Here is a 22,866-nt window from a genome sequence, read left to right on the forward strand (position 1 = left end):
CGCTGTGAACGTTACCGAGCGCCTCCCGCAGTTCGCCGACGCCTTTCCGTTCGAGTCGTTCAACCGAATGCAGTCGGAGGCGCTCCCCGCGATCCTCGAACGCGACGAGAACGTCGTCGTCAGCGCGCCCACCGCGAGCGGCAAGACCGCCCTCGCGGAACTCGCCATCTGTAAGACCTTAGAGCGGGGCGGCACCGCCCTCTTTCTCGCCCCGCTCCGCGCGCTGACCAACGAGAAGGAGAGCGAGTGGGAGCGCTTCGAGGCCCTCGGCTACTCGGTGTACGTCGTCACCGGCGAGCGCGAGCTGAACTCCCGCCGGGCCGAGCGCGCCGACATCCTCGTGATGACGCCCGAGAAGGCCGACTCCGCCACCCGCAAGCACGAGTCCTCCCGGTACGCGTTCGTCCGGCGCGTGGACTGCTGCGTCATCGACGAGGTCCACCTGCTCGACTCCGACCGGCGGGGGTCCGTCCTCGAGGTGACCATCTCGCGACTGCGACGCATCTGCGACCCGCGGATCGTCGCCCTCTCCGCGACGATGCCCAACGTGGACGACGTGGCGGCCTGGCTCGACGCCGTTCCCGAGACGACCTTCGAGTTCGACGACGGCTACCGCCCCGTCCCGCTGGAGGCGGGGGTCCGCACCTACACCCACGGCGACAACCCCTTCGCCGACAAGTACCGGCGGCTCTATCGCGCGCTCGACATCGCGGAGCCGCACATCCGCGACGGCGGCCAGGCGCTGGTGTTCGTCGCCTCCCGGCAGGACACCGTCCGCGCCGCGGAGAAGGCCCGTGACGAACTCGCCGGCCGGGACGTCCCGATGGGCGCGCGCGGCGACTACGACTTCCACACCGAGGCGAAGGAGCTACAGAACAAGACGCTCCGCCAGTCGGTCCTCGACGGCGTCGGCTTTCACCACGCCGGGCTCTCCCGCGAGGACAAGGCGCGCGTCGAGGCGTGGTTCCGCCGCGGCGACATCCAGCTTCTCTTCTCGACCTCGACGCTCGCCTGGGGCGTGAACCTCCCCGCCCGCTGCGTCGTCATCCGGGACACGAAGCTCCACGACCCACTGGAGGGCGAGGTGGACATGAGCCCGCTCGACGTGCTCCAGATGCTCGGGCGGGCCGGGCGGCCGGGCTACGACGACGCGGGCTACGCCTGGGTGGTCTGCGACGCCGCGGACGCCGACAGGTACCGCCGCCTGCTCCGGGAGGGAAAGGAGATCGAGTCCCGCCTCGCGGAGGACTTAGACGCCCACCTCAACGCCGAGATCGCCCTCGGGACCATCGACGACCTCGACGACGTGATGGACTGGCTCGACACCACCTTCTACGCCACGCGCGCTCGAAGCGCCCCCGACCGCTACGACTTCGGCGGCCGCCTGCGCGAGCGCGTCCGCGAGACGCTCTCTCGGCTCGTCGAGGGCGGGTTCGTCGAGACGGACGCCGAACTCCGCGTCGAGGGGACCGCCCTCGGACGGCTCGCCTCGCGGTACTACCTCCGGCTCGACACCGCGGAGCGCTTCGCCGCCCTCGCGGAGCGGGACGGGATCTCCGAGATGGACGTGCTGACCGCCGTCGCGCGCGCCGCCGAGTTCGACAGCGTCAGCTGCCGCCAGTCGGAGCGCGACGCCGTGAACGCCGTGCTCACCGGACGCGCGGCCGACGTGGACGACGCGAGCCACCGGAAGGTGCTCGCCATCCTCCGATCGAGCATGGCCGGAACGACCCCCGGCGAACTCCAGAGCGACGCCTGGGTCATCCGGCAGAACGCCCTGCGCCTGCTCGCCGCCCTGCGGGCGTTCCTCGAACGCTTCGGCGGCCCCGCCGACGCCAACCTCGCCCGCCGCGTCGAGGCGCGCGTCGAGAACGCCATCAGCGCGGACGCCGTCGGCCTGACGGCCATCGACGGGGTCGGGTCCGGCCGGGCGAAGAAGCTCGCCGGCGAGGGGCTCACCACCCCCGCGGACGTGGTCGGGGCGGGCGTCGATGCGCTCGTCGACGCCGGGCTCACGCGGGGCGTCGCGGAGCGCGTCGTCGAGAGCGCCCGAAGCCTCCCCGTCGTCGAGGTCGAGTGGGGTGACTTCCCCGAGCGGATCGCCCGCGGACGGAACGACATGCGCGAGGTGCGCGTCCGCTCGACGGCCGGCGGCGCGCGCGCGGGCGTCGCCGTCACCGTCAACGGCGTCTCGATGACCGAATCCACTGCGTACCTCGGCGAGACGACCGTCCCCGTCGGCGTCTTCGGCGGCACCGCCGAGGAGATGGAGTACGAGATCACCGTCACCTTCCCGGAACTCCCGCTCGTGCCGGTGCGGGAGTCGCGGACCGTGCGCGTGGAGTGAGGGTTTTTGTACGAGAGCGGGACCAGCGTCCCTATGTCACCGACCGACCCCACCTCCGCCGTTCGCGTGATCGCCGGCGACTGCACCGCCGAGTTCGAGGGCACCCGCTCGCAGGTCCAGCGCGGGCGCGTCGTCTGCCTCCTCAAGCCCGACGGCACCGTCCTCGTCCACGACGCCGACGGCTACCAGCCCGTGGCGTGGCTCACCCGCCCCGAGGAGCGTCACGTGACGAACGACCCAGTGGCGATCGAGGCGCGCGACGGCGACCAGTTCCTCCGGGTGACGGTCCACGAAGCGGCCGCCGACGCGACCGTCCCGGCGAGCCCGGCGGGGGTTCCGGTGGGAACCGCCCCGGACGGCGGGCCGCTCGTCCGGGCGCGCGGCGCGGTCGTGAACCTCGACTCGGGCGCGCGATACGGCCTCCCCTCGGGCGCGACGGTGCTCGACGGGGAGGAGGCGTGCGACTGCGGCCTCCCGCGCATCCGGGTCGAGCGCGGTGCTGCCTTCGAGGTGTGCCTCGATCGCACCTGCGAGTCGCTCGACGACGCCGTCCGGGCGGCGTTCGACCGCGCGTGGACCTGCCCCGAGTGCGGGTCGGACCTGCGGATCCTCCGCCGGAGCGGCCTGCTCGCCGGGTGCGACGCCTACCCCGACTGCGAGACGGCGTTCGTCGTCCCCGACGGCGTCGTCCGCGGGACGTGCGACTGCGGGCTTCCGGCGTTCCGCACGGCCTCCGGCGTGCGCTGTCTCGACGCGACGTGCGACCGCACGACCGCGGGGGAGACCATCACCGGTCCCTGAGCGGACTCGACGGCCCGTACTCAGAATACGGAGTCGGCGGTGGCCGCCCCGACGACGCTGAACACGGACCCGACGGTGACGGCCTTGGCGGTGACGAACGCCCAGCGCGCCCGCTCGACGCCGAGGTCCGCGAGGAAGGTTCCGGGGGCGTCGAACGCGAGCGCGAGCAGGAGGACGGAGCCGAAGGCGACCGCCATCAGCGAGAGGAAGCGAACCGGCACGCCGCCGAGGTCCGCCTCGCGGTCGGGATCGCGGTTGTCGGCCTTGTAGAGCGCGCCGTATCCGATGCCGAAGACGATCGCGGTCGTGAGCAGCGCCTGCAGGGCGTTCATGCTGGCGGCGAGCTGCCACACCTCGGCGGTGACGACGAAGGGACCGGCGAGGAGGAAGCCGCCGACCACCTGCTGGGCGATGTCGGCGGTCTTGAACCGGCGCGCGGGTCCCACCATGGTCCCCACCAGTTCCGTGTCGGCTATAACGTCCCCGCTTCGAACCGGTCGTCCTTTGACCGACCCGTCCCCTTCGATGCGTATGAGCGTTCGACGGGAGTTCGACGCGTGGGCCGCCGACGGCCGGGACAGGGGGATGGAGGAGCGCCACTGGCACACCGCGAAGCACGTCCTCGCGCGCGTGCCGATCGAGGCGGGCGACGCCCTGCTCGACCTCGGCACGGGGAGTGGCTACGCCGGTCGCGCGCTCCGCGAGACGACGGACGCGGGCCGGGTCTACGGGCTCGACGGCTCGCCGGAGATGGCCCGCAACGCCCGCTCGTACACCGACGACCCCGAGGTGGGGTACGTCGTCGGGGACTTCGACGCCCTGCCGTTCGCGGACGACAGCCTCGACCACGCCTGGAGCATGGAGGCGTTCTACTACGCGCGGGATCCCCGCCGCACGCTGGCGGAACTCCGGCGCGTCCTGCGCCCCGGCGGCACGTTCTTCTGCGCGGTGAACTACTACGAGGAGAACGTCCACTCCCACGGGTGGCAGGAGGACATCGACGTGGAGATGACCCGCTGGTCGCGCGCCGAGTACCGGGAGGCGTTCCGCGAGGCGGGCTTCCACGTCGCCGAGCAGGACACCGTCCCCGACGAGGAGACGGAGATCCCGCCCGCGAGCGAGTTCCCCCACGAGGGCTGGGAGACCCGCGAGGAGATGGTCGAGCGATACCGGGTCTACGGGACGCTCCTGACGGTGGGGGTCGTGCCGTAGCGTCGGTCGTGGAGTCGGCGGCCGAACGTCGGCCGAACGTCCCGAGAGGGTAGTGTGCCGACACACTATTTTTACGTGACCGCGCCTAACGCCCCCTATGAGCAGTGACCGCGTCGACTCCGAGAGTAAGGTCTCGGGGAATCAGGCGAACATTCCGGCCCGGATCCGTCGCGCGCTCGACATCGACGACGGCGACCGGCTCCGCTGGGTGCTAGAGGACGACCGACGGGTTCACGTGGAGGTCGTTCGGCGGCGCTCCGGCACGTTCGCGGAGTTCGAAGGATACGACGGGGACGAACCCACCGACGCGACGGCGGAGCACGACGCGTGGGGAATCGAGTGAGATGCCGCGCGCGCTCCTCGATACCTCCGTTCTGTTCGCTGCCGCGTATCGCCGAGACGGAGCCCACGAGGAAGCGATTCCGATACTCAAGGGGATCGACGACGGATCGCTTCCGGAGGCAGTCGTGCTCGACTACGTACTCGCCGAGACGCTCAACGGTGTTCTCACTCACGCGGGTCACGACGCCGGAGTCGACCTGCTCGACCGCATCGAGGAGAACGCGCGGTTCCACGTCGCATCGCTTACGACCGACGCGTTCGCGACGGCGAAGGCGCTGTTCAGACGCCACGCCCGGCTCTCGTTCGTCGACGCCTGTATCGTCGCGTACATGCAGACGAAGGGTCTCGGCTACCTGTACGCCTTCGACGACGACTTCGACGGTATCGCCGACGTGTATCGGATCGACGTTCCCACGGATCCGTACGATCCGCGTTGAGGGTTCGGCTTCACTACCGGCACCCCGGTCACGATTGGCCTCGATGAGTACGGAAGCGCGAGGATAGTACGTCCCGCCCTCTCACTCGCCGCTATCGTACGCCCGCTCTCCCGCCCCCACCGCCACGTCGAGCCAGTTCTCCTCGGGCGGGAGCGGACAGGAGAACGTCTCCGAGTAGGCGCAGAACGGGTTGTACGCGAGGTTGAAGTCTAGCGGGAGCCCCTCGGGGAGGTCGCCCTCCACGTCGAGTTCCATGTAACGCCCCTGGTGGTAGCTCTCCTGTCCCGTCGTCTTGTCGCGGAAGGGGACGAACAGCCCTTCCTCCGAACCCTGCCGGTACGCACCGAGAGTCTGCTCCGTCCCGCGCACCTCGAAGCGCAGCGTGGCGACGCGCTCGTAGCGCACCTCGGGGCCGGCGGTCGTCTCCATCACCACGGGGTCGGGGTCGTCGTGGCGCTCGACGCGCACCTCGACGCGGTACTCGGGGTCCGGATCGAAGTACGCGAGGCCGTCGAAGTCCCCGCGCTCGTCGGGCGGGATCGGCGACTGCGGGTGCTCCGCGAAGAACTCGTCCTTCTCCTCGCGGAGCGCGAGCAGTTCCTCGCGCCAGCGCTCGGTGTCGAAGTCGTCGGTCACGCCGGGGGGTTCGGGCCGAGGGGGGCTAAGTCCACTGGGTACCCCCCGCCGTGGCTATAAGCCATCCCGAGGAGAACGAGAGGGCATGGACCACGCGCGTCACCGGCGGGCAGTCCTCGCCGGCGTCCTCCTCGCGTTCGCCGTCCTCGCCGCGCTCGTGCTCTTCGAGGTGCTCGGAACGGTCTTCTTCGCGGTCACCGTCGCGTACGTCCTCGTGCCGATCCGGAACTACGCGGTCGGTCGGGGTCTCTCCCGCCGGGTCGCGGCGGCCATCGTCGCCACCGGCGCGTTCGCGGCCGTCCTGGGGATCGTCGCGGCGCTCGGCTACGTCGTCTACCAGCGCCGCGGCTCGATCGTCTCGCTCATCGAGAGCCTCCCGCCGCGGTTCGTCGTCCCGATCGGGGGATCGAACTTCGTCGTCGAGACCGCGGCGGCCCAGGCCCAGGCCATCGACGCCCTCCAGGCGGTGGCGGCGGACGTCGCCGCCGCGGTGCCCGTGCTCGTGCTGAAGCTCTTCCTGTTCGCCATCCTGCTGTTCGGCCTCCTGCTCCGGCCGAACTCCGCCGGTCGGGCGCTGTTCAGCCTCGTCCCGGGGGAGTACCACGACGTGCTCGTCGCGCTCGACGATCGGGTCCGCCAGACGCTCTACGGCATCTACGTCCTCCAGGCGGCGACGGCGTTCGGGACGTTCCTCGTCGCGCTCGTCGTCTTCTTCGCGCTCGGCTACGACTCGGTGTTCACGCTCGCGGTCATCGCCGGCCTGCTCCAGTTCATCCCCGTGCTCGGGCCGGGCGTGCTCGTGGGCGCGCTCGCCCTCGTCGACCTCCTCGTGGGCAACACCACCCGCGCGGTCCTCGTCGCGGTGATCGGCGCGGTTGTCGTCGGGGCCGCGCCCGACGCGATCATCCGCCCGCGGCTCGCCTCGTGGGCGGCCGACCTGCCGACGAGCCTCTACTTCATCGGGTTCGTCGGGGGGATCCTCACCGTCGGCGCGATCGGCGTCATCGCGGGACCGCTGGTCGTCGCGCTCGTCGTCGAGATGGTCGAGATCCTCTCGCGGGACGACGACCTGCGGGCGCGCCTCGACGCCGCGCTGGACGCGGACGACTGATACTGTCCGACGTACGCCCGCCGAGCAGCTCGCCACCCCGAGGTGGCGAGTCGCGTCACGACGGTACGGCGGACAATGTGAGACGGGGTCAGGCGAGTTCCCGACCCTCCCGCTCCCACTCGGTGAGGCTCCCCTCGTAGAACGCGAGGTCCCCGTACCCGAGGTGTCGGAGGACGACGTACGTGTGGCTGATGCGCCGGGCGGTGTTGCAGTAGAGGACGATCCGTCTGTCGGGCGTGATCCCCCGCTCGCGGAGGAGCGCGCGCAGTTCGTCGTCGGGTTTCAGCCCCCGGGACTCCTCGTCGACGAGTTCGATCCAGTCGAGGCGCACCGCGCTCGGGATGTGCCCCTCCTCGAACTCCCACTCCTCGCGCGTGTCGACGACGACCGAGTCCGGATCGTCGATGGCCGCCTCGACGGCCTCGACGCCGACGAGCGGGCCGTCCTCGACGAACGCCGCGTCGTACGTCGCCGCCGCCACCTCGGGGGGCTCGCGGCTCACTTCGCGCTCGCGGCTCCACGCGCTGTAGTCGCCGTTCAGCAGGTGAAGCCGCTCCCGCGGGTGGCCGTAGAGTTCGCAGGTGACGAGCAGGCGCGCCGCGAAGACGCCGTGGGTGTCGTCGTACGCCACGACGTGATCCTCGCGCGTGATTCCCGCCTCGCCCATGAGGTCGGCGAAGGCGTCCGCCCCGGGGAGCATCCCCGCCTCGCCTTCGGCGCGCGGGGCGCGTCCCTCCCCGCTCTCGCCCGCCGCGTCGCGCTGGGACGCGTGCGCCTCGGCCCGGAACGCGTCGAACGGTACGTTCACCGCGCCGGGGAGGTGGCCGATGCCGTCGTACTCCCACGCCTCGCGAACGTCGACGAGCCGAACGTCCTCCCGATCGAGTCGCTCCGCGACCCACTCCGCGTCCACGACGATGTCCATACCGACGATACGGGTTCCGGCACTTCAACCCTGCACACGCCGGCCGATCGGAGATACGGGCAACCCTTTCCTCTTTATTGCACGCGACACGACAGGTCTCCGTCTCGATACGTCACCGCGTGGGTTTCGTTCGCCCGCGGCGCGCGCCGGTCTCCGAGATAGCGGCAACATAGTCCTCGAGGGGAAACGTGCGGCGGAACCTACCGGCAGTAATACCGATATACCCTTGCTATCGTTAGCTTCCAATGGATTATGAGCGATTACGCGAAGGACGTGCTCGTCTCCTGTGACTGGGTAGAGGAGCACCTCGACGACTTCCAGAGCGACGACCCCGAGTACCGACTGGTCGAGGTCGACGTGGACACCGAGGCCTACGACGAGGGCCACGCCCCCGGCGCGATCGGGTTCAACTGGGAGACCCAGTTGCAGGACCAGACGACGCGCGACATCCTGGATAAGGAGGACTTCGAGGACCTGCTGGGGAGCCACGGCATCTCGAACGACTCCACGGTCGTCCTCTACGGCGACAACTCGAACTGGTTCGCCGCCTACACCTACTGGCAGTTCAAGTACTACGGCCACGAGGACGTCCGCCTGATGAACGGCGGCCGCGACTACTGGCTCGACAACGACTACCCGCTCACCGAGGAGGTACCCGCGTTCTCCGAGGTCGAGTACACCGCCCGCGGCCCGTACGAGTCCATCCGCGCGTACCGCGACGACGTGGAGAAGGCTATCGGCAAGGGCCTGCCGCTCGTCGACGTCCGCTCGCCCGAGGAGTTCAGCGGCGAGATCCTCGCCCCGCCGGGCCTGCAGGAGACCGCCCAGCGCGGCGGCCACGTCCCCGGTGCCCGCAACATCTCGTGGGCCGCGACGGTCAACGACGACGGCACGTTCAAGTCCGCCGACGAACTGCGCGAACTCTACGAGTCCCAGGGCGTCGACGACAACCAGGACGTCATCGCCTACTGCCGGATCGGCGAGCGCTCCTCCATCGCGTGGTTCGCGCTCCACGAACTGCTCGGCTACGACAACGTCACCAACTACGACGGCTCGTGGACCGAGTGGGGCAACCTCGTCGACGCTCCCATCGAGACCGGCGAGGGCGAGTGAGCAAAGCGAGCGCGGCCTCGCCGATCCGCGGCGAGCGCGAGCGATCCGCGTAACCGGCGTCGGAAGCCGCCGCCGATTACGGTTCCGGCCCCGTTCCAGTTTCTCGTTTCTTCGCGTCCGGAGCGACCGCCGCGTCGTCCTCGCCGCCTGCCGCCCGCCGGATCAGTCGTCGTCCCCGGGCGGGGCGGTTCCCGACTCGCTGCGCTCGAAGCTCCGGCGTTCCTCGAGTCGCTCCTCGAACCACTGCCACTCCCGGGTGAACTGGCCGGTCTCCTTCAGGTTCCACACGTCGGCGTTCATCACGAGCGGACCGGTCCGCATCGACTGGATCATGTTGGTGATCCAGAGGAAGACGCTGACGCCGATGACGTACGCGCCCGCGGTCGCGATCTGCTGGAGCAGGGTGAACTCGGCGGGGTAGTAGGCGTACCGCCGGGGCATGCCGAGGTAGCCGAGGATCAGCAGCGGCGTGAAGGTGACGACCACGCCGACGATGAGCAACACGGCCTGCACCCGCGCGACGCGCTGGTCGTACATCCGGCGGGTGAGGATGGGGAACCAGTAGTAGCTCGCCGCCACCATCGCCGCCGCGATGACGCCCATGATGATGAAGTGGAAGTGGCCGACGACGTAGTAGGTGTCGTGGAGCAGGAGGTCGATGGGGATCGACGCGAGGAAGACCCCCGTCACCCCGCCGATGATGAACGTGCCGATCCCGCCGACGAGGAGGATCATGGGCGCGGTGAGGCGGATGCGTCCGCTCCACATCGTTGTCATCCAGTTGAACACCTTCACGGCGCTCGGGATGGCGATGGCGATGGAGACGGCCATGAACGACGCCCGCACTCGGGGGTCCATCCCCGTCGTGAACATGTGGTGGGCCCAGACGCCGAAGCTCAGGACGCCGATGGCGAGCGTCGAGTAGACGACGAACTTGAAGCCGAAGAGCTTCCGCCCGGAGAACTTCGGCAGGATGAGGCTCACCAGCCCGAACGCCGGCAGGACGAGGATGTACACCTCGGGGTGCCCCCAGAACCAGAAGAGGTGCTGCCAGAGCATCGGACCGCCGCCGTCGAGCGCGAAGAACGCGGTCCCGAAGTTCCGGTCGAGAAACAGCATGATGAGGGCGCTCCCGAGGACGGGGAAGGCGAACAGGGCGATCGCCGACGTGGTGAGCATCGTCCAGCTGAAGATGTCGAGCGTCGCCCAGGTGACGTCCTCGGAGCGCTCCGCGAAGATGGTGACGATGAAGTTGATCGCCCCCATGGTCGTCGCGATGCCGCTCAGGTGGAGGCCGAGCAACGCCAGGTCGACCTGCGGGTTCGCCACCGCCGTCGAGAGGGGGGTATACATCGTCCAGCTAATGTCGATGGGCTTGAGCGCCAGCAGCGGCGCGGTCAGCGCGGTGAGTCCGAGGGGACTGATGACCTTCGCGATGATCTCGGTGATGAGCCCACCGCGAACCAGCACCAGCGCCGGCGGGAGCAGCCAGAACGCGATGGCGTTGATCCGCGGGAACGACATGTCGTCCGCCCCGATGAGGATGGGGAGGAAGTAGTTCGCGATGCCGAAGAAGACGGGCAGCGCGAACAGGAAGATCATCGTGACGCCGTGGGTCGTGAACAGCCCGTTGTACGTCTCGGTCCCCCAGATCGTCTTTCCGGGGGTGATCAGCTCCGTGCGGAGCATCATGGCGTCGGTCCCGCCCCAGAGGGCGGCGACGAGACCGTAGACGATGTAGAGGATGCCGATGTCCTTGTGGTCGACCGTCGTGAACCACCGCACGAGGCCGAACGGTTTCTCGGTCTCCGTTTCCGTCTCGCGTTCGTCGGTGGTGGGATACCCGCCGTCGGCCATCGCCCGCCGCCGCCGGACGACGCCGACGCCCGCGAGCACGGCGAGTAGCGCAACGCCGAGTACCACTCCGGGTACAGAATCGATGGATACCATGGGTACGTCGAGTTACCGGAAACTCGTGTTCGACCTACGACCCCCGCCGGGAAATACGTTGAGGCGGCGGGTGCGCGAGCCGACGGTCGGTCGGTTTCGGTCACCCTTCACTGTCCGGCGTAGTACTCCCGTGGGACCTGCGAGCCCTCCCGGAAGTGGCCGTAGACGACGCCGAGGGTGAACCCGTAGGCGAGGTGCGCGAAGAAGGTGTACGCCGTGTAGAGGATGAGGATGGCCCCGCTGAGATCGCCGCGCCCGGCGATGGCGAACGCGATCCACAGCACGACGGCGAAGATCGTCCCCTGGGCGGCGGGGTCGGGTCCTCGCGGGATGTAGTCGCGCAGCGCGACGAACAGCAGCGGCCACGCGAACACGCCCGCGAGGACGAACAGCACGAACCCGACGGCCGTCTGCCCGGGCGTACCGACGAAGCGCGCGATGACGTCGAACGCCCGGATCTGCTCCCGCGTCTGGACCTCGAGGAGGATCAACAGGAGCGTGAGGACTGCCGTTCCCGCGATCCCTCCGGCGATGGCGCTGGTCACCCGGTTCCGTTCCATCTCGCTTGCCCCAACGCCGCGGGGGGAGAAAATACTGCCCCCCGACGGCGAGACGTTCGCCTCTGACGGTGGGTACAAGCCCCCGCCCCCCGTACGCCCGCCCATGACCGCCGAGGACTTCCTCGACCGCGTTCGTACCGAGAACCGAACCGCCCTCTCCCGACTCGGCTCCTCGAAGGCGCTCTACGCCGACACGGGGGGCGACATCGACACCGAACCCGTCCTCCGGGCCGCCGCGACCGCCGAACACGCGGCCCGGGAGACGTTCGAGGCGTGGGCCGACGAGGAGGACGGCGAGGCGGGCGAGGCCTTCCGCGCGACCGCAGAGGAGGAACGCGAGCACTACGAGACGGTCGTCTCGAAGCTCGACGAGGACCCCGACCTCGACGAGACGCCCGCCATTCAGGCGTACCTCCGCGACCTCGACGACACGCTCGACCGCGCCGGCGGGTTCGTCGGGCGCACCCTCGCCGCCGAGAAGTCGAAGGAACAGCTGGTCGGCTTCTTCGTCGGGCAGGCCGACCCGAAGTCGAGCCAGACCTTCCGGGAGATGGGCGACGACCTCGACGCGCAACTGGAGCGCGGCGTCTCGCTGCTCGACTCGCTCTGCGAGAGCGAGGCGGACTGGGACCGCGCGCTCGACGCCGCAAGCGGCGCGATCCAGGCGGCCTACGAGGAGTACACCGAGCGGCTGAACGAGATGGGCGTGAACCCGAAGCCGGTCTGCTGAACCACCACCTTTTGCTGCGGGAGCGGCCTCCGGCGGCTCCCTGGCAAAAGCTGGACCAAAAGCCTGCGGCGCTCCCTTCGGTCGCGCCTTGGCCCGCTCGCTCACTGCGTTCGCTCGCGGTGGGGTTGCTCGTGCTGGCGGTGGAAACGTGGGTTCCGCCATCGAGATCGGTGCGTGCTCCCGAAGCTTCTGGCAAGCACTCGTCCATCCGCTCCTCGCGCCTTCGTTCGAAGGAAGGTGTCCGACGAGAGCCGTCCGCCGCCGATCAGGTACCGCCACCTCCTCGCCGCGTCCTACGACGGCGTCCAGCGGTAGCGCACCGTCTCGGTGCCCTCGAAGCGCGGGCCGGTGCCCGCCTCGACGAACGCCGCGTCGCGGGCGATCTCACGCGTCGGCTCGTCGGCCGCGGACACCAGTAGCTCGGCGCGCATCGACTCGTTCCGGGCGAAGCGGAGGGGTTCCTCGAGCAGGCGCGCGCGGGCCTCCGACGGCCCCTCGAGCTGGGTCACGTAGACGGTGTCGCGCTGAGCGTCGAAGCTGACGAAGCCGACGATGTCGGTCTCGTCGACGCCGACGCGGACGGTTCGGTCGTGTACGAGGTTGCGCATCACGTCCTCCGGCGACTCGGTGAGTTCGGCGAGGCGTTCGGCGTCGGCCTCGACCGCGTCCCGCACGTCCATGCTCGTGCTACCACACTACACGACGATAAATCCCCGGTCTCGCAGTCGGTACGTCCCCTCGCCGTCTCCGGATCTCGGGGACCGGCAAGGCTTCGGTGTATACCGGCAGTTTATACCTCGCCGAGAGCTACTGCCTCGGCAATGAGTTACACGCATCGAAGCGGTGAGGTGGTAGCGTGCGCGTCGTAGCGAAGTTCGGCGGGACGAGCCTCGGCAACGGCGATCGAGTGAATCGGGCCGCCGACTCCATCGCCGCGGCCGTCGAGACCGGTCACGAGGTGGCCGTCGTCGCCAGCGCGATGGGGAGCACGACCGACGACCTGCTCGACTCCATCACGTTCGATATCGGGGAGTCGGACCGCGCCGAGATCGTGAGCATGGGCGAGCGAACCTCCGTGCGCATGCTGAAGGCCGCCCTCGCCGCCCGCGGGGTAGAGGCGGTCTTCCTCGAACCGGGGGGCGACCTCTGGCCGGTCGTCACGAACGCCCGCGGTGAGGTGGACGTCGAGGAGACCCAGCGCCGTGCGAAGGCGCTCGCGGACCGACTCGGGGAGATCGTCCCCGTCGTCACGGGCTTCCTGGCGCAGGATCACGCGGGCAACGTCACCACGCTCGGGCGCGGCGGCTCGGACACGACGGCGGTCATGCTCGGGAAGTACATGGACGCCGACGAGGTGGTCATCGTCACCGACGTCGAGGGCGTCATGACCGGCGACCCCTCGGTCGTCGAGGGCGCGCGCAACGTCGGGAAGATCACCGTGGACGAACTGCGAAACCTCTCGTTCCGGGGCGCGGAGGTGGTCGCGCCGAGCGCGCTCAGCTACAAGACCGAGGACCTCGACGTCCGGGTCGTCCACTACCAGCACGGCGACCTGCTCGGCGGCGGCACGAGCATCGAGGGGCAGTTCGAGAACCTCATCGACCTCCGGGACGACCCGCTCGCCTGCCTCACGGTCGCGGGTCGCGCGATGCGCAACAAGCCGGGCGTCCTCGCGCGCCTCTCGACGGCGCTGTTCGAGGCGGGCATCAACGTCGACGCGGTCGCGAGCGGCATGGACTCGATCACCTACTACGTCGACAGCGGCGTGGCAGAGGAGGCGGAGACGGTGCTCCACGAGGAAGTCGTCGCCGACGAGACGCTCTCGAGCGTCACCGTCGATCACAACGTCGCCGTCGTGCGCGTTACCGGCGGCGAACTCCCCAACCGGCCGGGGGTCGTCCGCCACATCGTCGATCCGCTCGCGGACGCGCACATCAACATCCACGACGTCATCACGAGCGCCACGAGCGTCGCGCTGTTCGTCCACTGGAACGACCGCGAGGAGACGCTCCGCATCATCCAGGAGGAGTTCATGCAGTAGCGACGCGGGTCCGGCGTCGGTCGAAACGGGAAGGGAAGGGGGATGGCGCGCCGACCCGACGCGGAGGGAACGACACAGTGTGAACGGGCCGGGTCGTCGGGGGGCTCACGCGCCGGTTGAGGCTCCTCGTCTCGAACACAAATACCTCGCTAAGATGTCTCTATCCGGCTATTGAGCGGTGGGTACGCGGCCGTGTGGCGCGGCGGGTGCTGGCACGGTGACGTTACTCCTGGGCGGTGCTCTCGTCCGTCCACGCGGCGCGAGCGACCGAAGGGAGCGAGCGGACCGACGTTCACGAGAGTGGAACGCTCGTGAGCCAACCGGAACGCGCCGCGTTCCGGTGACGAACCCCCGAAGGAGCGCAGCGACTAAGGGGGTGAGGAGGGTTTTGCTCCAGCTTTTGCCAGCGAACGAGGCGCGCAGCGCCGAGTGAGCGCAGTAAAAGGTGGGCGTGCAGGCGACGCCGCGGCACTGCTCGCGGGGCGTGGCGTCGCACAACCGCAGGCACCCCGCGACGACTCTCACGTCACGGGGGTCTCTGGTTCCGCTCTCGGTTATAAAGGTACGGCCCGAACGACTGGCCCGACCGCTACCGCCGACGCCAGTGTGGCACCCGCGAGTGAGGGCCGCCAGGCCCGAACGAGCGGACCGACGGAACCCCCGAGCGAAGCGAGGGGGTGAGGAGGGTTTTGGTCCAGATTTTACCAGCGGGGGTCCTTCGGACCCCCGCGCGGTAAAAGGTGGGTTTTAATAGATCAGTTCGTCGCTGCCCGTCGTCATGTAGAGCGTGCGGGCGGCGACGTTGACGGCGTGGTCGCCGACGCGTTCGAGGTCGCGCAGGGTGAGAAAGAGGACCGAGACGTCCTGCATGAACGCCTCGATCGCCGCGTCGTCGCGCTCGTCGTCGGTCGCCTCGTGCTCGATGAGCGCCCGGACGACGACGTTGCTCGCGTGCGAGCAGAGCGCGTCGAGTTCGTTGTCGCGGTCGGCCACCTCGTGGCAGAGCCAGCCGTCGTCCCGCCGGACGTACGCGGCGACGGCGTCCTCGACCATGCCCGTCGCCAGGTCGCCGATGTCGGCGAGGTTCACCTCGGAGAACAGCTCGCGATCCGCCGCGAGCGCGTAGCTCGCGAGGTTGGCCGCCAGGTCGGCGATGCGTTCGAGGTCGGTGATGATCTTGAACGAGGCCGCCACGAAGCGGAGGTCGCCCGCGACCGGTTGCCGGAGCGCGACGAGGTCGATGCACCGGCGCTCGATGTCGAGGTACTGCTCGTTCACCACGTCGTCGCCGTCGTGGACGACGCGTGCGCCGGTCTCGTCGCCCTCCGCCAGCGCGTCGAGCGCGAGTCCGAGGCGGTCGAGGACGAGGTCGGCCATCTCTTCGACGTCGGCGGCCAGTTCGTCAAGTTCGTGCTGAAGCCCGTCGCGTGTCATATCGATCGGTCAACCCGTCGTCGCTGGTCGCGGCGTATAGTACCCGCCCGGCGATGGTAACGGCGTGGATCCCGACCCGCCGAAGGTCGCCCACGGCGAGGGCGGTCGCGACGAGGCGGCCGCCCGCGTCGCGACCGCCCGGCGCGTCCCCCGACTCGCCCGACGCGCCCGACCGCGCGAGCGCCTCGGTCGCGTTCGCGCAGAACCGGTCGAGGCGCTCCCCGCGTCGCACCGTCCCGTAGCACGGCCCGTCGTCGTCGGCCAGGGCGGAGTCGCGACCGTCCGCCGCCGCGAGCCGTCGGTAGGCGTCGACCGCGGTTCCCAGCGTCCCGACGGCGAGTTCGCTCAGGGCGCGGACGTCGACCGGGCCGAACCTCCCGCCGTCGGTGGCGAGGGCGTACTGCCCGAAGCGGTCCGCGAGGGCGGACAGCCCCCGGCACTCGGCGGCGACGGCGAACGAGGAGAGGAGGAAGCGAAGGTCGCCGGCGACCGGGTTCTGGAGCGCGATCGTCCGGACGCACGCCCGCTCGACCTCGGCGCACCGCGCGTCGAGGTCGCGGCTTTTGACGACGCGGTCCGCGCGCTCGGCGTCGCCCTCGACGAACGCGTCGAGGGCCGTCCCGTCACCCGAACTTGCCGGTGATGTAGTCCTCGACGCGCTGGCTCTCCGGGTTCTCGAAGATCTTCTGCGTGTCGTCGAACTCGACGAGTTCGCCGCCGGTGAGGAAGACGGCGGTCTGATCGGAGATGCGCGCCGCCTGCTGCATGTTGTGCGTGACGATGATGACGGTGTACTCCTCGGCGAGTTCGTCGATGAGGTCCTCGATCTTCGAGGTGGCGATGGGATCGAGCGCGCTCGCCGGCTCGTCCATCAGCAGCACCTCCGGGTCGGGGGCGATGGCGCGGGCGATGCAGAGGCGCTGCTGCTGGCCGCCGGAGAGGTCGAGGCCGGACTCGTCGAGGCGGTCGCCGACCTCGTCCCAGAGCGCCGCCTTCTTCAGCGCCCACTCGACCTTCTCGTCGTAGTCGCCCCTGTAGCCCTGGATCTCGAGGCCGTAGGCGACGTTGTCGTAGATGCTCTTCGGGAAGGGATTGGGCTTCTGGAAGACCATTCCCACGCGGCGGCGCAGGGCCACCGGGTCCACGTCGTCGTCGTAGACGTTCTTCCCGCCGAGCGAGAGTTCGCCCTCGACGCGCGCGACGTCGATGAGGTCGTTCATGCGGTTGATGCAGCGAAGGAACGTCGACTTCCCGCAGCCGGAGGGGCCGATCATCGCGGTCACGCGCTTCTCGGGGATCGCGAGGCTGATGTCGTGGAGCGCCTGGTCGTCGCCGTACCAGACGTTGATGTCGCGCGCCTCGACGATGGTTCGGGTGGCGTCGCTCGGACGGTCCCGGTCGCGGTCGTCGAGTCCCGCCGTCGGTCCAGTCGCGACGAGGGTGTCGTCGGTCGTGGGGTCCTCGGTCACCGCCTCCGCGTTCGCCTCCTCGTTCGTGGTCATGTTCTCTTGGCTCATTGGTCTGTTACCCTCTTGTCTGATACCTGTTGCGCAGTACGATGGCGGCCCCGTTCATCGCCAACAGCACGACGAGCATGACGACCACGCCCGCGGCCACGGCCGTCTGGTAGAACACCGGATCGGCGTAGACGCCCGCCCACGTGTACACCATCAGCGGCATCGCGCTCGCCTTCGAGAACAGCCCCGAGGGGACGTACCCGCTGTTCGGGGCCAGGATCATGATGAGGGGGGCGGTCTCGCCGATGGCGCGGCCGAGCGCGAGGATGGTCCCCGTGAGGATCCCCGGCATCGCCCGCGGCAGGACGACGTTCCGGATGGTCTGCCACCGCGTCGCGCCCATCCCGTAGGACGCCTGCCGGAGGTCGTCGGGGACCGACCGCAGGGCCTCCTGCGTCGAGATGATGACGATCGGCAGGATGAGCAGCGAGAGCGTCATGCCGCCGACGATGAGCGACCCGGTCGGCAGCGCGACGATGTTGATGAACACGCCGAGTCCGAGCAGGCCGTACACGACCGAGGGGACGCCCGCGAGGTTCGAGATGTTCACCTGGATCAGCCGCGTCAAGCGGTTGTTCGGCGCGTACTCCTCCAGGTAGACGGCGGCCCCGACGCCGAGCGGGAACGAGAGGGCGACGACGACGAGCATCAACAGCACCGACCCGACGAGCCCGGGGTAGAGCCCGGCGGACTCGGGATCGGTGCTCCCGTCGCTCGTCAGGAACTGCCAGTCGACCCACGACTCCGGGCCGGCGAAGCCGAGCTGGTTGACCAGCACCGCGCCGACGAGCGCGCCGCCGAAGACGGCCGCGGGGAGCAGCAGCCCCGAGCGCCGCGCCGGACGCTCGTAGAGGGTCGTCCCGACGTAGAGACCGGTCGGCACGACCGTCGAGAGCGTCAGGACGACGCCGGGCATCGGATCGACCCCGACGAGCGGCGCGAGGACGCCCCCGACGGCGGCGGCGACGAAGACGACGAGCGCGGTCGCCCGCCCCGCTCGTTCGTTCTCGTAGCGGCGGGCGACGTACGCGCCGACGCCGAGCGCGGTCGGCGTCCCGAGCGCCAGGAGCATCATGATCCAGTCGGTCGGGATCACGGGGATCGACTGGACGAGCGGCGGGATCGTCGCCAGCGAGGCGACCGTGACGACGGCGGCGAGACCGAGTCGCTCGGCGTCGCCGGCGTCGCTCCGGAGGCGAGCGTACAGGAACGCGATCGCCGCCGGGATGGCCGCTCCGATCGCGTACGACAGCAACAGGAGCGGCGGGTAGATGTCGATGAACACCATCGCCACGACGGCACCGATCATCAGCCCGTACACCGGTATCGCGACGCTCGCGAGGGCGAACTCGCCGCTCTCCGGGCGGCTCCGCCAGAGGTACGCCGAGACCGCGCCGACCGGGAGCACGAACGTCAGGAAGAACGTGAGATACCACCCCGGCGCGGCGGTCGTCGGCTGGATGGCGTCGAGTCCGACGTAGACGAACAGCACGCTGAGGACGACCAGGCCGAACAGCGTCGCCGCGAGCAGCAGGTACCTGAACAGCGTCCCCTTGGTTCGGCTGATCTGTCCGAACGACTGGATCGTTCCCGTCTCCGATTCGGTCGCCATCAGTACTCCTCCCTGTAGTGCGCCGCGATGCGGTCGCTTACGATGTTCATGACGAGCGTGATCGCGAAGAGCGTGAACCCGATGGCGAAGAGGCTCTGGTACATCACTCCGCCGCCGGCGATGTCGCTGCCCGCGATGTCGACCATCGCGGCGGTCATCGTCTGGATGGACTTGAAGTAGATCGTCGGGTCGGGGTACGGGATCCCGACCGGCCCGAGGTCGATCGTCGCGACCTCGACCATCCGGGGGGTGTTACCCGCCGCGATGGTCACGGCCATCGTCTCGCCGATGGCCCGCGAGAGCGCGAGGATGAACGAGGAGGCGATGCCGGAGACGGCCGCCGGGACGACGATCCCCGTCGAGACGTCGAACTTCGTCGCGCCCATCCCGTAGCCCGCCTGTCGGAGTTCGTCGGGCACGGCGCTCATCGCGTCCTCGCTGATCGAGGAGACCATCGGGATGATCATGATGCCGACGACGATGCTCGCCGAGAGCGCGTTGAAGAAGCCGAGGTCCTCGCCCGTCAGCGACATCACGACGGGTTCGAGCGCCGGCGTGATGTACGCGACCGCGAGGAACCCGTAGACGACCGTCGGGACCCCCGCGAGGATCTCGAGCGCCGGTTTCAGCACGGACCGCGTCCGGGTGCTCGCGTACTCGCTCAGGTAGATCGCCGTCGCCACCCCGAGCGGCAGCGCGATCACCGCCGCGCCGACGGTGATCACCAGCGTCCCGACCACGAGCGGGAGGACGCCGAACTGGGGGTCCGCGCCGAGGTAGAACTCGGTCCCTGTCAGGAACCGCACGATCGAGACGTCCTCGAAGAAGATCGCGGCCTCCGTGGCGAGGAGGACGATGATGCTGACGGTCGTCGCTACGGAGAGCAGCGCACAGGACAGGAAGAACAGCCGAACGATGCGCTCTCGCGGCCCCTTCTCGGCGTTCCGCGTTATACTCTCCGTCAAACTCTCCGTGCCCATTTTGTGTGTGGTATTCGGTCAGATGCGAAAAAGCGCTTCGTTTGTGCGCCAGTTCGATCGTTACTGCTGGATTGCCTCGTTGAGCTGCTTGAGCTGCTCTTTCATCTCCTCCTCGCTGTTCGGGACGTAGCCGACGCGCTCGGCGACGAGTTCCTTGCTCGTGCTCTGCTCGACCCAGTAGCGGGCGAACGCGGCGATGTGCTCCTCCTTGAGCGACTCGATCTTCGGGTAAGTGAACAACGGCCGCGCGAGCGGCTTGTACTTGCCGGACTTGGCGGTCTCGATGGAGGGCTTCACCGGCTCGCCCGACCCGTTATCGATCGCGAGCGCCTTCACGCGCTCTTTGTTCTCGCTGTAGTACGCGAAGCCGAGGTAGCCCATCGCGTACTTGTCGCTCGCGACGCCCTGGATGATCTGGTTGTCCTTCTCGGTCTTCGAGTAGTCCTTGCGGGACTTGCCCTCCTCGCCGACGATGACCTCGGTGAAGTAGTCGAAGGTGCCGGAGGTCTCGGCCGCGCCGAAGAGGTTGAGCGGCTCGTCCGGCCAGTCGGGGTTGACGTCGCTCCACTTGTCCGCGCCGTTGGGCTTCCAGATCTGCTTGAGTTCGTCGACGGTGATGCTGTCGATCCAGTCGGCCTCGGGGTTGACGATGACCGTCACCGCGTCCGTCGCGACCTTGATCTCGTGCCAGTCGACGCCGTTCTCCTTACAGAGCTGCTTCTCGCTCTTCTGGATGGGCCGGCTGGCGTTGTTGAAGTCCGTCTTGCCGACGCAGAAGTAGTTCTGGAAGCCGCCGCCGCTCCCGGTGGAGCTGACGGCGATCTTCACGTCGGGGTGTTTCTTCGTGAAGGACTCCTTGAGGGCCTGCGCCAGCGGGAACACCGTCGAACTGCCGGCGATGTCGATGTTGCCCGAGAGCTTCCCGTCGCTGCCGCCGTCGGTGCCGTTCCCGGAGCCGTTGCCGCCGGAGCCGTTGTCGCCGCTGGGATCGTTCTGCTGGGTACACCCCGCGAGGGTCAGCGCACCGACCGTTCCCGACGCCGCGATGAACTTCCGCCGTGAGATGCCGCGAGTGGAGTCGTCTGCCATCACATCGACCTCTCGCCTTCCGCAATATGAAGCTTCCGAAGTCGGTATATATTTTATTCGTATTTATTGCTTTTTTCTCATAGCGCTATAGGCAACTACGTACCGCTACCGAGCTATCACTATGCGGGAGTATCGCAACGTTCACGAAAAAACTGGAATCGGCGGGAGTCCGTGCGGCTACGCGTCGCCGGGGTCGAAGACCCAGATCATGTTGTTCTCGTGGAGGTCCGTGTCCTCGCCGATGAGTACGCGGCCGTCCTTCATCACGACGATGTTGTCCGGGTTGGCGATGGTGTTGTCAGTGTCGAGTTCGGTCATCCCCGTCATCGCGAGCGCCTTCGCCATGCTCATCGTGCCCTTGATGAGGCCGCTCTCGCCCTCGTCCTCGTTCGTGGGGTTGTAGGGGCAGGACGTGCACGCCTTGCTGTTGGACTCGGGGTTCGCGTCGTAGGGACAGCCGCCGCAGATGTTGGCGTCCGGCCCGCCGGTCACGATCGGCTCCATCCGCGAGACGTCGTAGTCGCGCTCCAGCTTCATGCGGTAGACCGCGCCGTACTCGTTGCCCTCGAGCTGGATCTCGCCCTCGCCGTCGGCCATCGTCTCGGTGACAGCCGACATGGCCATGTACATGTAGTCGCCGGGCTCCGCGTTCGGCGCGATGTTGACGCCCTCCATCTTGCGGAACTCCATCGTCGCTCCCTTCGCCTCGGCCGCCTTGCGCGTCTCGAGGAACGCGACGCGGTCGTCGTCGGCCTCGCCGTTCGCCCACGCCTCGACCGCCGCGTCGGTGACGTAGGAGGTCTCGCCCTCCGTGTAGTCGGCCTGCGTGACGTCGTCGTACTCGGCGATCCACGAGGCGATCTCCGCCTCGTCGCCGTGCGCGAGTTCGACCCACTCGAGATCGAAACCGACGGTGCTGACGTCGGTGCCGGGTTCCTGCGCCGCGCGCGCGGCGTAGAGCGTCCCCGAGGAGAGGTCGCCCGCCTCGTCGGCGACGAACTTGTAGAAGCCCTTGCCCGTGCCGTCGGAACTCGCGTAGACGGTCCGCTCGTCGGGCATGACGACGGCGTTCTCGTGGGCGCTCCGCCCGAGCGTGAAGCGCTTGACGGGCGTCGGATCGTCGGTCCGGGGCTCGGTGATCTCGACGATGTAGCCGTAGCGGTAGGGGTTCGGGTAGTTCTCGGCGAAGACGCCCTCCCCGTTCGGCTCGTACCCGAGGTACTTCGCGAGGTTCTCGACGCCGCCGACGTAGTCCCACTCGGGGTCGTTCCAGACCTCCGTGTCGGTGTGCGCGTAGTTCTCCTCGGCGCTGAGCGGCGTGCCCCACGGCGAGACGGTGCCGAAGCAGTTCACCCAGGTCCCCTGCACGTCGCGGAAGTCGACGTTCGTCGACTCGGTCACCTTGTAGGGACCGTACTTGCCCACCTGCTCGACGCGGAGTCGGCTCATCAACCCGGGACGGCTCTCCCAGTTCGTGAAGACGTAGTAGCCGCCCTCGGCGTCGGGAATCACGCCGTTGAAGTCGGGGTCGGTCCCCTCCGTCAGGGGTTCGCCGTCCGGCGTCAGCGGAACGCCGAGCGGTTCGTCGTCGTCCGTGGGGTCGCCGCCCTCGGCGAGCACCTGGTAGCGCCCGTAGGCCGTCCAGACGCGCTCGGCCATCGGTTCGCTCTTCGGGAGCTGGACGCTCTCGAAGTCCTTCGGGAGGCGATCCATGTCCAGGCCGAAGACCGCGCCGACGGACCCGCGGTCGAACTGCGCGAACATGTTGTCCCGGGCCGGGTGCTGCACGTTGAAGAAGAAGTCGCCGTCGTCCGTGACGAACATCCCCGTGATCTCCGCGCCGGTCACCGTCGTCGCGAAGCGGTTGAGCGTCGCACCCTCCTGTTCGATACCGCGTCCGTCCTTCTCGTCCCTGTCCGCCGCCACCGCACCAGTCCCGGCCGCACCCGCCGCTGCCAGCGTCGCCAGCAGTTTGAGGGCACCGCGCCGGTTCATCTCTCCGGGCATCACACTCTGCTCGTACAACTAA

At 68.8% G+C, this 22,866-nt stretch carries 22 protein-coding genes; 9 read left to right on the top strand and 13 right to left on the bottom strand.

The features are described 5' to 3' along the window. Positions 1–4 precede the first annotated feature (4 nt). Positions 5–2,347, top strand: a complete 2,343-nt coding sequence (locus tag NKI68_RS09945; RefSeq protein WP_254542898.1) for a DEAD/DEAH box helicase — start codon at positions 5–7, stop codon at positions 2,345–2,347. Positions 2,348–2,380: 33 nt separating this feature from the next. Next, on the top strand, positions 2,381–3,148 hold the full coding sequence (locus NKI68_RS09950) for a PDDEXK family nuclease (RefSeq protein ID WP_254542899.1): 768 nt from the start codon (positions 2,381–2,383) through the stop codon (positions 3,146–3,148). Between the two features lie 20 nt (positions 3,149–3,168). Here NKI68_RS09950 and NKI68_RS09955 read toward each other — a convergent pair whose 3' ends face one another. Further along, positions 3,169–3,597 (bottom strand): DUF2391 domain-containing protein, encoded by a 429-nt coding sequence (locus tag NKI68_RS09955; RefSeq protein WP_254542900.1) that lies wholly within the window; start codon positions 3,595–3,597, stop codon positions 3,169–3,171. Between the two features lie 82 nt (positions 3,598–3,679). On the opposite strand from NKI68_RS09955, the gene NKI68_RS09960 reads away from it, so the two are divergent. The 3 genes from NKI68_RS09960 (at position 3,680) to NKI68_RS09970 (ending at position 5,139) form a co-directional block, all read left to right on the top strand. After that, the gene (locus NKI68_RS09960; RefSeq protein ID WP_254542901.1) at positions 3,680–4,360 is read left to right on the top strand and encodes a class I SAM-dependent methyltransferase; all 681 of its coding nucleotides are present in this window, start codon (positions 3,680–3,682) and stop codon (positions 4,358–4,360) included. A gap of 97 nt (positions 4,361–4,457) precedes the next feature. Then, the gene (locus tag NKI68_RS09965) at positions 4,458–4,703 is read left to right on the top strand and encodes an AbrB/MazE/SpoVT family DNA-binding domain-containing protein (RefSeq protein ID WP_254542902.1); all 246 of its coding nucleotides are present in this window, start codon (positions 4,458–4,460) and stop codon (positions 4,701–4,703) included. Between the two features lies 1 nt (position 4,704). Beyond that, complete coding sequence (locus NKI68_RS09970; protein ID WP_254542903.1) at positions 4,705–5,139, top strand: PIN domain-containing protein; 435 nt, start codon at positions 4,705–4,707, stop codon at positions 5,137–5,139. Positions 5,140–5,220: 81 nt separating this feature from the next. Here the strand turns inward: NKI68_RS09970 and NKI68_RS09975 are convergent, their stop codons facing one another. Further along, positions 5,221–5,775 carry a DUF1684 domain-containing protein gene (locus NKI68_RS09975; protein WP_254542904.1) on the bottom strand — a complete coding sequence of 185 codons (555 nt, stop codon included), beginning with the start codon at positions 5,773–5,775 and terminating at the stop codon, positions 5,221–5,223. Between the two features lie 85 nt (positions 5,776–5,860). Between NKI68_RS09975 and NKI68_RS09980 the strand changes: the two genes are divergently transcribed. After that, on the top strand, positions 5,861–6,886 hold the full coding sequence (locus NKI68_RS09980; RefSeq protein ID WP_254542905.1) for an AI-2E family transporter: 1,026 nt from the start codon (positions 5,861–5,863) through the stop codon (positions 6,884–6,886). Positions 6,887–6,974: 88 nt separating this feature from the next. Here NKI68_RS09980 and NKI68_RS09985 read toward each other — a convergent pair whose 3' ends face one another. After that, the gene (locus tag NKI68_RS09985; RefSeq protein WP_254542906.1) at positions 6,975–7,811 is read right to left on the bottom strand and encodes a sulfurtransferase; all 837 of its coding nucleotides are present in this window, start codon (positions 7,809–7,811) and stop codon (positions 6,975–6,977) included. A gap of 252 nt (positions 7,812–8,063) precedes the next feature. Here NKI68_RS09985 and NKI68_RS09990 point away from each other — a divergent pair, with 252 nt between their 5' ends. Beyond that, complete coding sequence (locus NKI68_RS09990; protein WP_254542907.1) at positions 8,064–8,924, top strand: sulfurtransferase; 861 nt, start codon at positions 8,064–8,066, stop codon at positions 8,922–8,924. A gap of 162 nt (positions 8,925–9,086) precedes the next feature. Here NKI68_RS09990 and NKI68_RS09995 read toward each other — a convergent pair whose 3' ends face one another. Further along, positions 9,087–10,874 (bottom strand): cbb3-type cytochrome c oxidase subunit I, encoded by a 1,788-nt coding sequence (locus NKI68_RS09995; RefSeq protein ID WP_254542908.1) that lies wholly within the window; start codon positions 10,872–10,874, stop codon positions 9,087–9,089. 107 nt (positions 10,875–10,981) lie between these two features. After that, positions 10,982–11,434, bottom strand: a complete 453-nt coding sequence (locus NKI68_RS10000) for a DUF6789 family protein (RefSeq protein WP_254542909.1) — start codon at positions 11,432–11,434, stop codon at positions 10,982–10,984. 103 nt (positions 11,435–11,537) lie between these two features. Between NKI68_RS10000 and NKI68_RS10005 the strand changes: the two genes are divergently transcribed. Further along, on the top strand, positions 11,538–12,164 hold the full coding sequence (locus NKI68_RS10005) for a rubrerythrin family protein (protein ID WP_254542910.1): 627 nt from the start codon (positions 11,538–11,540) through the stop codon (positions 12,162–12,164). A 293-nt stretch (positions 12,165–12,457) separates the two neighbouring features. Here NKI68_RS10005 and NKI68_RS10010 read toward each other — a convergent pair whose 3' ends face one another. Then, a complete protein-coding gene (locus tag NKI68_RS10010; protein ID WP_254542911.1) occupies positions 12,458–12,844 on the bottom strand; it encodes a hypothetical protein in 387 nt (128 codons plus the stop codon). A 176-nt stretch (positions 12,845–13,020) separates the two neighbouring features. Here NKI68_RS10010 and NKI68_RS10015 point away from each other — a divergent pair, with 176 nt between their 5' ends. After that, positions 13,021–14,205 (top strand): aspartate kinase, encoded by a 1,185-nt coding sequence (locus NKI68_RS10015; RefSeq protein ID WP_254542912.1) that lies wholly within the window; start codon positions 13,021–13,023, stop codon positions 14,203–14,205. Between the two features lie 747 nt (positions 14,206–14,952). Here the strand turns inward: NKI68_RS10015 and phoU are convergent. The 7 genes from phoU to NKI68_RS10050 all read right to left on the bottom strand — a co-directional run bounded on the left by phoU (position 14,953) and on the right by NKI68_RS10050 (position 22,844). Further along, on the bottom strand, positions 14,953–15,639 hold the full coding sequence (phoU, locus tag NKI68_RS10020) for a phosphate signaling complex protein PhoU (protein WP_254542913.1): 687 nt from the start codon (positions 15,637–15,639) through the stop codon (positions 14,953–14,955). Beyond that, a complete protein-coding gene (locus NKI68_RS23795) occupies positions 15,608–16,381 on the bottom strand; it encodes a phosphate signaling complex PhoU family protein (protein ID WP_368410945.1) in 774 nt (257 codons plus the stop codon). Before NKI68_RS23795 ends, phoU begins: the two co-directional genes overlap by 32 nt. Further along, positions 16,263–17,141: a phosphate ABC transporter ATP-binding protein PstB gene (pstB, locus tag NKI68_RS10030; RefSeq protein ID WP_254546418.1), complete on the bottom strand. Its 879-nt coding sequence runs from the start codon at positions 17,139–17,141 to the stop codon at positions 16,263–16,265. Before pstB ends, NKI68_RS23795 begins: the two co-directional genes overlap by 119 nt. Before the next feature lie 22 nt (positions 17,142–17,163). Then, a complete protein-coding gene (gene pstA, locus NKI68_RS10035; protein WP_254542915.1) occupies positions 17,164–18,768 on the bottom strand; it encodes a phosphate ABC transporter permease PstA in 1,605 nt (534 codons plus the stop codon). Continuing rightward, complete coding sequence (gene pstC / locus NKI68_RS10040) at positions 18,768–19,748, bottom strand: phosphate ABC transporter permease subunit PstC (protein ID WP_254542916.1); 981 nt, start codon at positions 19,746–19,748, stop codon at positions 18,768–18,770. The genes pstA and pstC overlap by 1 nt, the downstream gene beginning before the upstream one ends. A gap of 60 nt (positions 19,749–19,808) precedes the next feature. Further along, positions 19,809–20,837 (bottom strand): PstS family phosphate ABC transporter substrate-binding protein, encoded by a 1,029-nt coding sequence (locus NKI68_RS10045; RefSeq protein WP_254542917.1) that lies wholly within the window; start codon positions 20,835–20,837, stop codon positions 19,809–19,811. A gap of 177 nt (positions 20,838–21,014) precedes the next feature. Beyond that, positions 21,015–22,844, bottom strand: coding sequence for an alkaline phosphatase PhoX (locus tag NKI68_RS10050; RefSeq protein ID WP_254542918.1), 1,830 nt, complete (start codon positions 22,842–22,844; stop codon positions 21,015–21,017). Positions 22,845–22,866: the final 22 nt, after the last annotated feature.

It is taken from the genome of Halomarina pelagica (assembly GCF_024228315.1).
Lineage (GTDB): Archaea > Halobacteriota > Halobacteria > Halobacteriales > Haloarculaceae > Halomarina > Halomarina pelagica.

Bases quoted from the DNA above. Each gene is read 5' to 3' on its own strand.
- NKI68_RS10010 (WP_254542911.1), bottom strand. From the start codon at position 12,844: ATGGACGTGCGGGACGCGGTCGAGGCCGACGCCGAACGCCTCGCCGAA.
- NKI68_RS10000 (WP_254542909.1), bottom strand. From the start codon at position 11,434: ATGGAACGGAACCGGGTGACCAGCGCCATCGCCGGAGGGATCGCGGGA.
- NKI68_RS10050 (WP_254542918.1), bottom strand. From the start codon at position 22,844: ATGCCCGGAGAGATGAACCGGCGCGGTGCCCTCAAACTGCTGGCGACG.
- pstA (WP_254542915.1), bottom strand. From the start codon at position 18,768: ATGGCGACCGAATCGGAGACGGGAACGATCCAGTCGTTCGGACAGATC.
- NKI68_RS09990 (WP_254542907.1), top strand. From the start codon at position 8,064: ATGAGCGATTACGCGAAGGACGTGCTCGTCTCCTGTGACTGGGTAGAG.
- pstB (WP_254546418.1), bottom strand. From the start codon at position 17,141: ATGACCACGAACGAGGAGGCGAACGCGGAGGCGGTGACCGAGGACCCC.
- NKI68_RS09965 (WP_254542902.1), top strand. From the start codon at position 4,458: ATGAGCAGTGACCGCGTCGACTCCGAGAGTAAGGTCTCGGGGAATCAG.
- NKI68_RS09995 (WP_254542908.1), bottom strand. From the start codon at position 10,874: ATGGTATCCATCGATTCTGTACCCGGAGTGGTACTCGGCGTTGCGCTA.
- NKI68_RS09960 (WP_254542901.1), top strand. From the start codon at position 3,680: ATGAGCGTTCGACGGGAGTTCGACGCGTGGGCCGCCGACGGCCGGGAC.
- NKI68_RS10045 (WP_254542917.1), bottom strand. From the start codon at position 20,837: ATGGCAGACGACTCCACTCGCGGCATCTCACGGCGGAAGTTCATCGCG.
- pstC (WP_254542916.1), bottom strand. From the start codon at position 19,748: ATGGGCACGGAGAGTTTGACGGAGAGTATAACGCGGAACGCCGAGAAG.
- NKI68_RS09950 (WP_254542899.1), top strand. From the start codon at position 2,381: ATGTCACCGACCGACCCCACCTCCGCCGTTCGCGTGATCGCCGGCGAC.
- NKI68_RS09955 (WP_254542900.1), bottom strand. From the start codon at position 3,597: ATGGTGGGACCCGCGCGCCGGTTCAAGACCGCCGACATCGCCCAGCAG.
- phoU (WP_254542913.1), bottom strand. From the start codon at position 15,639: ATGACACGCGACGGGCTTCAGCACGAACTTGACGAACTGGCCGCCGAC.
- NKI68_RS09985 (WP_254542906.1), bottom strand. From the start codon at position 7,811: ATGGACATCGTCGTGGACGCGGAGTGGGTCGCGGAGCGACTCGATCGG.
- NKI68_RS09980 (WP_254542905.1), top strand. From the start codon at position 5,861: ATGGACCACGCGCGTCACCGGCGGGCAGTCCTCGCCGGCGTCCTCCTC.
- NKI68_RS10005 (WP_254542910.1), top strand. From the start codon at position 11,538: ATGACCGCCGAGGACTTCCTCGACCGCGTTCGTACCGAGAACCGAACC.
- NKI68_RS09970 (WP_254542903.1), top strand. From the start codon at position 4,705: ATGCCGCGCGCGCTCCTCGATACCTCCGTTCTGTTCGCTGCCGCGTAT.